General features: G+C 45.0%; 6 protein-coding genes. 3 read left to right on the top strand and 3 right to left on the bottom strand.

The window, feature by feature from the left end; genetic code table 11:
• Positions 1 to 78: 78 nt before the first annotated feature.
• Complete coding sequence (locus QUA97_RS21185; protein ID WP_333195848.1) at positions 79 to 4,527, bottom strand: tetratricopeptide repeat protein; 4,449 nt, start codon at positions 4,525 to 4,527, stop codon at positions 79 to 81.
• Between the two features lie 215 nt (positions 4,528 to 4,742).
• Here QUA97_RS21185 and rpiA point away from each other — a divergent pair, with 215 nt between their 5' ends.
• The 3 genes from rpiA (at position 4,743) to QUA97_RS21170 (ending at position 8,013) form a co-directional block, all read left to right on the top strand.
• Positions 4,743 to 5,459, top strand: a complete 717-nt coding sequence (gene rpiA, locus QUA97_RS21180) for a ribose-5-phosphate isomerase RpiA (protein WP_194070852.1) — start codon at positions 4,743 to 4,745, stop codon at positions 5,457 to 5,459.
• A 379-nt stretch (positions 5,460 to 5,838) separates the two neighbouring features.
• Positions 5,839 to 7,041, top strand: a complete 1,203-nt coding sequence (locus tag QUA97_RS21175) for an aldo/keto reductase (RefSeq protein WP_194070855.1) — start codon at positions 5,839 to 5,841, stop codon at positions 7,039 to 7,041.
• A 216-nt stretch (positions 7,042 to 7,257) separates the two neighbouring features.
• Positions 7,258 to 8,013 (top strand): Fe-Mn family superoxide dismutase, encoded by a 756-nt coding sequence (locus QUA97_RS21170; protein ID WP_194070851.1) that lies wholly within the window; start codon positions 7,258 to 7,260, stop codon positions 8,011 to 8,013.
• A 98-nt stretch (positions 8,014 to 8,111) separates the two neighbouring features.
• On the opposite strand, the gene rsmG is transcribed toward QUA97_RS21170, so the two are convergent.
• Together rsmG and QUA97_RS21160 are read right to left on the bottom strand one after the other, a co-directional pair.
• The gene (gene rsmG / locus QUA97_RS21165; protein ID WP_333195847.1) at positions 8,112 to 8,855 is read right to left on the bottom strand and encodes a 16S rRNA (guanine(527)-N(7))-methyltransferase RsmG; all 744 of its coding nucleotides are present in this window, start codon (positions 8,853 to 8,855) and stop codon (positions 8,112 to 8,114) included.
• 464 nt (positions 8,856 to 9,319) lie between these two features.
• Entirely contained in the window at positions 9,320 to 9,991 is a 672-nt protein-coding gene (locus QUA97_RS21160) for an ABC transporter ATP-binding protein (RefSeq protein WP_194070849.1), read from the bottom strand.
• Positions 9,992 to 10,054 lie beyond the last annotated feature (63 nt).

Genomic DNA, 10,054 nt, shown 5'->3' with positions numbered 1-10,054 from the left:
TGACTACTGACTACTGACTACTGACTACTGACTACTGACTACTGACTACTGACTACTGACTACTGACTACTGACTAACCTATTTAGCTAACAGTTTCTGAAACACTTCATACATCTCCTCAGCCAACTTTTTAGGATTCCACAAAGGTGCGAGATGTTCCGGCTGCTTAGATTTTATTAAATGCTGTTTCACCGCATTTCTCAAACCAGCGTCCCGCCCAAACTTAACTCCCCACTGCGTGTATTCTTCCCAACTCCAAGCCGCGCCGACATCAAGATTTGCACTTTTGAGAAAAGCATAACCCATCCGCGAAAGATATTGGTCGCCGGATCTAGTTACCACTGGCAAATTCGCCCACAAAGCCTCTAAATTGTGAGTGCCACCGTTGTAAGGATAGGAATCTAACAGCACGTCGGCTACGTAATAAATAGCGCGGTGTTCTTCCTCGGTTCTGGTTTGCCCGATAAACTTAATTCGAGCAAAATCTACTCCTTGAATATCGCATTCTTCGCGGTAAGTGCTGTGAATAACATCTGGATCTCCTTGGCCCTTGCGAATCAATAAACTATCTGGTACTTGTTTGAGAATTCTAACTTGAGCTTGTACCATTTCGGGATTCGTTTTTCTCCCCGGCGCAACACACAAATAAGCCATTTGATTTAAGCCAATTCCCAGAGCATTTCTAATCGCTTCTCGATTCACGGCAATGCTTTGCAGCGCGCCAATTGCTACCGAACAACTAGGCAACCTAACTAACTGTTCTAAGTAATGTTCTTCAACGCCTGGGGGATGAGTGTGTTCGTCGCAGAGAAAGTAGTGATTTTCCGAAATGTAGGGCGCATCGAATCCCAGCCAAGAAACGCAAATTCCCGCAGGATATTGATACAGCACTTCGACATTTGTCGGCACTGTCATTGAGTCTAAATCTATTAAAACATCCAAATCGTCTTGCACTATTTCTGCGAGGATTTCGCCGCCGTCAGCAAAGCCGTTGGGATATTTTTTCGGCCAGTAAAACTTGCCCGCCATTTCTTCAAATCGTTCGGTAACTTCATCTCGGTTGAGTTTACCGGTGACGTAAAGATGAACGTGGGGAGTGATGCGGCTTAATTCGCGAATTAAAGCTTCGCTGCACCAGCCTACTGAGTGGCGGCGGAAGTGTTTGGAAAGGAAGCCGATTTTTAAGGGCTGTTTTTTTGTGAGGGAATTTGCCGATTTTATGCGGTTGATTTGCTGCCGCTGCATGACGGCTTTTTTGTAGTATTCCTTGGCAACTAATCGGTAGAAGCTGGCATTTTTTTGGCGGTTGTCTCGCAGGTGGGAAACTGCAAATAGGAAGATTTCGTAAAGCAGTTTTAGTTCGATGACGCTAAAGGTTTCGACTTTTTCGTAGCAGAGTTTTTCGATTTCTTCGAGTTTCTGAATTGCCTGTTTGCTGACACCTGATTGTAGGTAGGAAAAGACGTAGGCTGTGGCTGACATGACTGGGGCATTGTCGCCGCAAAATTCGCAGTATTTGTCGGCGACGCTGCGGGCTCTGGCGAGGTTGGTGGAGTGGCTTAGCAAGTCGCAGAGTTGTTGGTGGGCTTCGCTGAATTTGGGGCTGCATTCGATCGCCTTTTCAAAATGTGCGATCGCCTCTAGGGGCTTATCTTGTTTTTGAATGTGTCCCATCCGGCAGTAAACCTCTGCCCAATCCGGTTTTAGTGTCAAAGCTTGCTGATAGCTGGTTAAAGCTTCTTCCAGCCGTCCCAGCATGGAAAAACAACTGCCTAGGTTAGCGTGAACTTCCGGCCAATCTGGCTTGATTTTGAGGGTATTTTGGTAATGAATAATTGCTTCTTCGTACCTGCATAGCTGTAAGAATGAGTTGCCTAAATTGAAGTGCAGAACTTCTAATTCTGGCTTGAAACTTACAGCTTTTTGATAGTAAGCGATGGCAGCATCGAGATTGCCTTGTTGCGATCGCGCGCTGCCGATGTTAGCATAGGCTTCTGCCCAATCGGGTTTAATGGCGATCGCCTTGGAGTAGCTTTCAACGGCTTCGTCGCGCTTTCCTTGACTGAAAAGCCGATTACCTAAGTTAAAGTGGAAGTCGGCACCGACAAGCTGCGGGTTGAGTTCGGATGTTCTTTTAAAACAGGCGATCGCTGCTTCGACGTTGCCGTGTTTGTGATATACTTTCCCTAAATTCCAGTGAGCGCCCGCTAAATCGGGACTCAAGGCAATGGCTTGCTGGTAATTGGCGATCGCCTCTTCCAAACGTCCCATTTTAAAGTACATACTGCCAATATTTGCCCGCACTTCCGCAAAATTTGGCTGCAATTCTAAGGCTTGAGAGTACGATCGAATAGCAGCTTCAATTTTGCCTCCCGCTTGCAAAGCATTGCCTAAAGTGACGTAAGCGTGGATGTAATCGGGGCGAATTTTTAGGGCTTGCTGGCACGCTGCGATCGCCTCTTTAATTTTACCTTGAACTAAACAGTTTTCTGCCAGTTTTTTGTAGGGTTCTACTTCTTGATAATTGGCAACTTGTCTGCTGTCTGGAACCTTCAGCGAGGTAACTTGTTCGGAAACTGCGGCGGGATTGGTAAACGGAGTATTTAAATTTTCTGTGGTAGGCGCAGGCGGCAAATTGATGCTAGAAGGCTGCAAGCCGTAGCCTTCATCTTTATTGACAGAGATTGGTTGCGCTGCGTCTGATTCTGTTTCTAATTCGATGACTTGGCTGGCGACAGTTGCTTGCTGTTGTTGTTTAATTAAACTCGATATTTTTTCCGCAGCGCTAGCATCTCCAGGTTGCATTTGAAGCACTTTTTGACAGCAAGCAATTGCTGCATCTAACTTTCCTTGCTGCTGCAAAACGCCTGCCAGCATCAAATGAACCGAACACAAATTGGGATTAATAGCAAGAGCTTTTTGGTAACAATTTGCCGCCTGTTCCAATTGCCCTAACTTGTAATACATACTGCCGAGATTCGCGCTAGCTTCGGCAAATTTAGGCTGAATTTCTAAAGCTTGCAAATAAGCTTTAATTGCCATTTCCAGCTTCTCTTCAGCCTGCAGGGCATTACCCAGCGTCAAGTAAGCGGCAGCAAAATTCGGTTGGAATTTAAGGGCGAGATTGCATTGGGCGATCGCCCTAGCAAATTCTCCTTGCAAAATATAAACTTCCGCCAACTTTTTATGAACTTCCGCCTCGGCTGGATTCAACTCTAAAGCTTGCTGATAATTTTCAATAGCGCCATCGAAATTGCCTGCATCTTTCAGCCGATTGCCCTTTAGGAAATAACTTTTAACTGCCTTGAAATCTACCAAAGAATCCGCGATCATTTTCTCTGCCACTCTTACAGGTTTTACACTAATAATATTCAACCATTCTACCCACTCTCCGGCACGCACAGACCAAGTACACCCTCGATTTATATATTCTACCTGCCGTCTCAGATCATTTTCAGCAGTGGCGCGGCCGGCCCCCGCAAACTCTTTTAAAACTGAGACTGTCGCCTCAAAAAACCGCCTTGTATATCCCTCCCAATCCGGTTTTCCGGCACGGTTCCAATTAGTTACCGATGCCAAATTTTCTCTCCCCGACAGAGAAACTAGACGCGCAAATCCAGCCGTTGTTTCCGGCAAAGCCGCCAAATCACTCGTCACAATCCGGCAACCGCTGGCCATCGCCTCCATCACCGCAATAGATGACGTTTCCAAATAGGTATTAGGGTAAGCTAAAACCGCGACTGAACGCAGTTGCCGGACGAGTTCGGGTTGCGGTACCGAACCGATGTACTCAACGCCTGCTGTTGCCTGACACTGGCGGTAAAGTTGACCGAAAAAAAGATTGTTATCATTGTCGTCTATTTGGTGTACTTTCATGCTAGAAAATACTTTTAATCTAGTGCCGGGGACAGCTTGACGAATTTCGGGAAAGACTTTTAACAAAATATCTAGTCCGCGAAAGGGAGTGCTGGTGTAAGCTATAATTGGCGGTAGATATTTTTGAGAGAGGATTGAAACATTCTCGGAAAAGATGTTAGCAAAACAAGGTGCGATCGCATTTCTTAAAACATAACTGCGATTCGAGTCAATCCCAAAACGAGTGTGAAATTGCTCGCGCTGCCAGTCGCTAACAAAAACAAACGCATCGCAAGCATTAACTTCTTGAGGATTATTAAAATTTTCAAGAAAGACAAAGCCTGGTTCGTTATGAATCCACAAAATCAACTTAGTATGTTGGCCCAAAAGCGGCTTAATTTCCAGCGCTTTGCCGACTATATTGACTATAACTAAAAAATCGAGCGATCGCAGCAATTCTAAATTAGCTTTATTCCCTACCCGCTGCCTGCAATCAACACCGCGCGACATCCCAGACTCGGAAGTATTGTTAAGTAAAAATACCTCGCTTCCCAGCGCAGCCAACGCCTCAGCCAAATAACAAATAGCCGACTGAGTGCCGCCCAAAGGTTCGCGGTAAGGAGTATCAATATTATAATCCCAAGTGTAGGTATCCAGAAATCCGATTTTCATTATGGCAATTATCCGCCGACTTTTGAACTAGATTTTTTTTTGTTTAACCGCAGAGGGCGCAGAGGGCGCAGAGAAGAAAGAGAGAAGTTTTCACTTGAAATAATTTGCAATTTGCCTCTGTTCTTCTTCTTCCTCTCAGCGTTTTCTGCGCTCTCTGCGGTTAAATAAATCCATGATAAATGGTATAATCTTAAAACTATTAAGGAGTACCGAACATGACCACAGAACAAGATCCCGTAAAATTGATGAAACAGCAAGTCGGCTTTGCAGCAGCCGATCGCGTAAAATCTGGTATGATTGTCGGACTCGGCACGGGGTCAACTACAGCTTATACTATTCAAGCATTGGGCGATCGCATAAAATCAGGAGAGCTCAAAGATATCAAAGGAGTCCCGACATCCTTTCAATCAGAAGTATTGGCCAAACAATACGGAGTGCCGCTGACAACATTAGATGAGATTGACAGAATTGACGTAGCTATAGACGGCGCTGATGAAGTCGATCCCCACCTCAACTTAATTAAAGGTGGCGGCGCAGCGCACACCCGCGAAAAAGTGGTCGATTACCTCGCAACTCAGTTTATTGTAGTAGTTGACAGTTCCAAAATGGTAGATAAATTGGGTTCTACTTTTCGCGTACCCATCGAAGTAATACCGATGGCAATCACCCCCGTTACTCGCGCCATCGAAAAATTGGGAGGCAAACCAGAACTCCGCATGGGAATCAAAAAAGCCGGCCCAGTAATTACCGACCAAGGTAACATGGTAATTGATGTCAAATTTGATGACATTCCTAACCCCGGAGAAATGGAAAAAACATTGAATAACATTCCCGGTGTGTTAGAAAATGGCTTATTTGTAGGCTGTACTGATTTAGTTTTAGTAGGCGAAATCAAGGAAGGAAAACCCGCAGTTCGCGAGATTTCTAAATAGTCAAAGCTTACCTGCAGATTGTCAAAAATTCTTGGTTGAACAGGCATCTTGCCTGTTCTAAACAAAACTATTATAAGGTAGAGTGCAGCCTAAAAAAAACAAAAAGCCTGGTCGATCAATGTATATTAACCACCAATAAATTTAGGAATTTATTGATAACTGCAATCATAATTATGGTTCCTTATTCCTGATGACGTTGGACGGAAAGCTCGGGGGACAGCACTAATAACTACTAACTAATAACTACTAACTACTAACTACTAACTAATGACTAATGACTAATGACTGCTAAGCTAAGAGGGCGGGCACGCACCATCCACCGCCCCTACCGACTAATGACTAATGACTAATGACTAATGACTTCTTCCTTCTACTTATGATGCAATATCGCAGATTTGGCCGCACAGAATTATCCATGCCCGTCTTTTCCTGTGGCGGCATGAGATATCACCACAAATGGCAAGACGTACCAGTAAATGAGATTCCACCAGACAATCAACAAAATGTAGAAGCCACAATTCGCTATTCTATCGAATGCGGCATCAATCACATAGAAACTGCTCGCGGTTACGGCACTTCCGAGATGCAGTTAGGCTTGATTTTGCCGCAGTTTCCCCGCGAAAAATTAATAGTTCAAACAAAAGTAAATCCCCAAGCTAACTCCCAGGAGTTTCGCGAAGAATTCAATAAATCCTTAGCTTATTTGCAACTAGAATACGTCGATTTATTTTCCCTACACGGCATTAATACGTGGGAATTGCTAGAGGAATCTATGCGTCCCGGCGGCTGTGTGGATGTTGCTAAACAATTGCAAGCAGAAGGCAAAGTTCGGTTTATTGGTTTTGCAACTCACGGGCCGACGGATGTGATTGTTAAAACCATTGAAACCAATCAATTTGATTATATTAACTTGCACTGGTACTACATCAATCAAATTAATTGGCCCGCAATTGAAGCGGCAAAACGTCACGACATGGGCGTTTTTATTATCAGCCCTTCTGACAAAGGCGGTCAACTTTACAACCCATCGCAAAAATTGGTTGATTTGTGCTATCCCCTGAGTCCGATGGTGTTTAACGATTTGTTTTGTTTGTCGCACCCGCAAGTACATACTTTGAGTTTGGGTGCTGCCAAACCTGAAGATTTTAACGAGCATCTGACAACTGTAAAATTGTTAGATAGAGCCGATGAATTGTTGCCGCCGATATTAGCTAGGTTGGAAAAGGCAGCGATTGATAAATTAGGAGAAGATTGGTTTAAGACTTGGGATGTCGGTTTGCCAACTATCGAAAATACTCCCGGAGAGGTTAACATTCGTGTGATTTTGTGGCTGTGGAATTTGGCGAATGCTTACGATGCGATCGACTATTGCAAGATGCGCTACAACCTTTTAGGTAACGCCAGCCACTGGTTTCCTGGTCAAAAAGCCGTAGCTTGCGGGGCGGAACGCCATCGCATCGATGAATTAGACTTGCGCCGCTGTCTCGCCCACAGCCCCCACGCAGCCAAAATTCCCGGTATTCTCCAAGCAGCCGATCGACTTTTTGGAGGCGAATCCGTGCAGCGTCTTTCCCAAGAATAATCAAAAAAAACCCGGTTTCAACAAAGAAATCGGGTTAGTTAACCGGAACACATGAGTAAAACTCAGGCGCACACAATTAGCGTATACTCAAAAAAGTCTCACAACCATCACCCATCCGTCTCATCCATTCGGGCGATAGAACTTTTTTTTCCAAACTCCCTCCCATTTTGCTTCAACCTGAGCTAAAACAGTTAATAATTCACTTAGGTACTTTTTATGACACTCAAACGCCGAGATTTTTTGTATTTGCTAACAGCTAGCGTCGGAGCTCTTACCGCAGGTGCTTGCCAAGCATCAGGAAATAATGTACTGCAAGCAAGTTCAGCTTCTAAAGACACAAAAGTAGCCCAAACTCCCGGGCCTTTTACACTGCCGCCTCTACCTTACGAATACAACGCTTTAGAACCGCACATCGATGCGCGGACAATGCAATTTCACCACGACAAACATCACGCCGCCTACGTTAAAAACCTCAACGAAGCTGTCAGCAAACACCCGCAACTTAAAAATATTAGTGCGGAAAATATGCTCAAAGATTTGAGCAAAGTGCCGGAAGATATTCGCACAACTGTACGCAATAACGGCGGCGGACACCTTAATCACAGTATGTTTTGGGAAATCATGAGTCCCAAAGGCGGCGGCGAACCCACAGGAGCAATTGCCACAGCAATTAAGCAAAATTTCGGCAGTGTTAGCGATTTTCAAGCCAAATTTAACGAAGCCGGTACTAAGCGTTTTGGCAGCGGTTGGGTTTGGCTGGTTCGCAACAAAGCAGGCAAATTAGAAATTGCAACTACTGCCAATCAAGACAGCCCTTTCATGGAAGGAAATTACCCAATTATGGGCAATGATGTTTGGGAACACGCTTATTATCTCAAGTATCAAAACCTGCGTGCTGACTACTTAAAAGCTTGGTGGAATGTTGTTAATTGGACGGAAGTTAACAAGCGCTACGAAAAGGCGATCGGTTAGTTTCACAAATAGTGTAGGTGCGATCGAGCTACACTATTTGTTATCTCTAAAATACAAACATCCCTTGATATTAATCCCGCCAAATAGCGGTTCTCTAGCTAACGCATCGGGCGATCGAACTGCTGTACAGTTTTCCGCAAGTAAACGCAGTGGCGCGCGCCCTGACTCGTGGGCGTTGTGAATGATTCGACTGACTCAAGTGTGCCACCCAAACGCTCGATCGCACTTTGCAAATCCGTCTCTTCCTCCGCCGTCCAATTCCCCCGGTAAAGCACAGCCAAACCGCCGTTTTTTAGGAAAGGCAGCGCGTATTTAGCACACGCAGAAGCGGCTCCAACAGCCCTCAGAAGGGCTAAATCGTAAGCTTGTTTATGGGGCAACTGTCGAGCAATTTCATCGGATCTGCCCAGCAAAGTCACCGCATTTTCTATCCCTAAAGACGGCAAAATCGTGTCCAAGAAAGTGATTTTCTTGCGAGTAGAATCCAGGAGAGTGACAGATAAATGCGGTAGGGCGATCGCGATCGGTAACCCCGGAAAACCGCCACCAGTCCCGATATCAATCGCTTTCAACGGGTGCTTTGCGGGAGAATCGTTATTTTCCGCCAAATTTTGATTAGGTGGCAGCAGTCTCGCAATTCCCCGCAGAGAATCCCACAAATGTTTTTCCCAAAACTCAACAGGCTCAGTAATTCGAGTTAAATTCAAGGAACGATTTCCCTCAACAATCAACTCGTAAAGCCGCTGAAATTGTTGCTGCTGCGACTCATCCGGCTGCCAATTCAGCGTTTTTTGCCACAATTCATTCATTTCCGGCAACACAGGCACTGTCATCTGATTCATCTTCTATTCCTACTATTTCGTAAACTCTGCAAATTCTCTCCGCTCCAAAATACCTAAAAATACTTCACAATGCGTTATACCTGCCCGCACCAACTATAGCCTTTCGAGCGTAACATGAGGTGCTCTCACGGGTATATGGCATAGGCCAAACCGGGCATAGGCAGGAGTGGAAGTATCCCGGATACCTCACCAAGATTGAGAACCGCTATAATAACCAATGACCAATAACCAATAACCAATAACCAATAACTAATGACCAATGACCAATGACCAATGACTAATGACTGATACTAGATTCGGGTAACATATCCCTTTTATGATTCGGCGGTTGAAACCGCGTCTACACAAACGATGTCGGCCTGCGCCGACTCGTTGATAAAGGGGATACCCAACCCGGATTTGGTATGACTAATAACCAATAACCAATAACCAATAACCAATAACTAATGACTAATGACCAATGACTAAGAACTTACAAAACTCGTTTCCTTAGCCTCTAACTTAGCCCGATCGACCTCCTGCAAATCCCCGTGGTCTAAAGTCCAAAATTTATCAGCAACGCCCAACAAATCGCTAGCATCGTGAGTGACAATCAACAAAGTCCAGTGACTTTTCAACTTACCCAACAAGCTTACCAACTGTCGGCGCATCGACCAATCTAAACCCGCCGTCGGTTCGTCCAAAAGCAGTAAATGCGGCTGGCGAATTAGTTGCACCGCTAGGGCTACCCGGCGCTGTTGTCCGCCACTCAAAGCGTGGGGAGAACTACGCAGCGGCAAATGTCCGAGTCCCACCTCTATCATTGCTGAGTTAATTTGTTCTTGTCCCAATTCAGGATGTCCCAGTCGCAATTCTTCTAAAATTGTGCCTCCGCAAAAATGCCTTTCGGGAAACTGGAATACTAAACCTCCTAACTGTTGCAAGTGTTCCGGTGTTAATTCTTGTTCGCGCCAGCGGATGTCGCCGCTAGTTTTTTCTGCTAAACCTGCTAATATTTCTAAGAGCGTACTTTTGCCGGAACCGCTGCGACCTACAATCAGCCCCATTTGCTGCGATGGCAGTTCTAAGTTGATATTTTTCAGAATAGCATTCGGACAGGCTGTAGGATGATAGACTAAGTTTTTTAGATAAAGCATTAATGGCAGTTGTTGGTTGTGAAAAAGTCATTAGTCATTAGTCATTAGTCATTAGTCATTAGT

This window comes from Microcoleus sp. CZ3-B2 (assembly GCF_036705055.1).
GTDB lineage: Bacteria > Cyanobacteriota > Cyanobacteriia > Cyanobacteriales > Microcoleaceae > Microcoleus.
The sequence above is the reverse complement of the archived record's forward strand: the minus strand, read 5'-3'. Positions and strand labels throughout refer to the sequence as shown.

What these genes read in the sequence shown, in the direction of transcription:
- rpiA (WP_194070852.1), top strand. Translation starts at nt 4,743, where the DNA reads ATGACCACAGAACAAGATCCCGTAAAATTGATGAAACAGCAAGTCGGC.
- rsmG (WP_333195847.1), bottom strand. Translation starts at nt 8,855, where the DNA reads ATGAATCAGATGACAGTGCCTGTGTTGCCGGAAATGAATGAATTGTGG.
- QUA97_RS21170 (WP_194070851.1), top strand. Translation starts at nt 7,258, where the DNA reads ATGACACTCAAACGCCGAGATTTTTTGTATTTGCTAACAGCTAGCGTC.
- QUA97_RS21175 (WP_194070855.1), top strand. Translation starts at nt 5,839, where the DNA reads ATGCAATATCGCAGATTTGGCCGCACAGAATTATCCATGCCCGTCTTT.
- QUA97_RS21185 (WP_333195848.1), bottom strand. Translation starts at nt 4,527, where the DNA reads ATGAAAATCGGATTTCTGGATACCTACACTTGGGATTATAATATTGAT.
- QUA97_RS21160 (WP_194070849.1), bottom strand. Translation starts at nt 9,991, where the DNA reads ATGCTTTATCTAAAAAACTTAGTCTATCATCCTACAGCCTGTCCGAAT.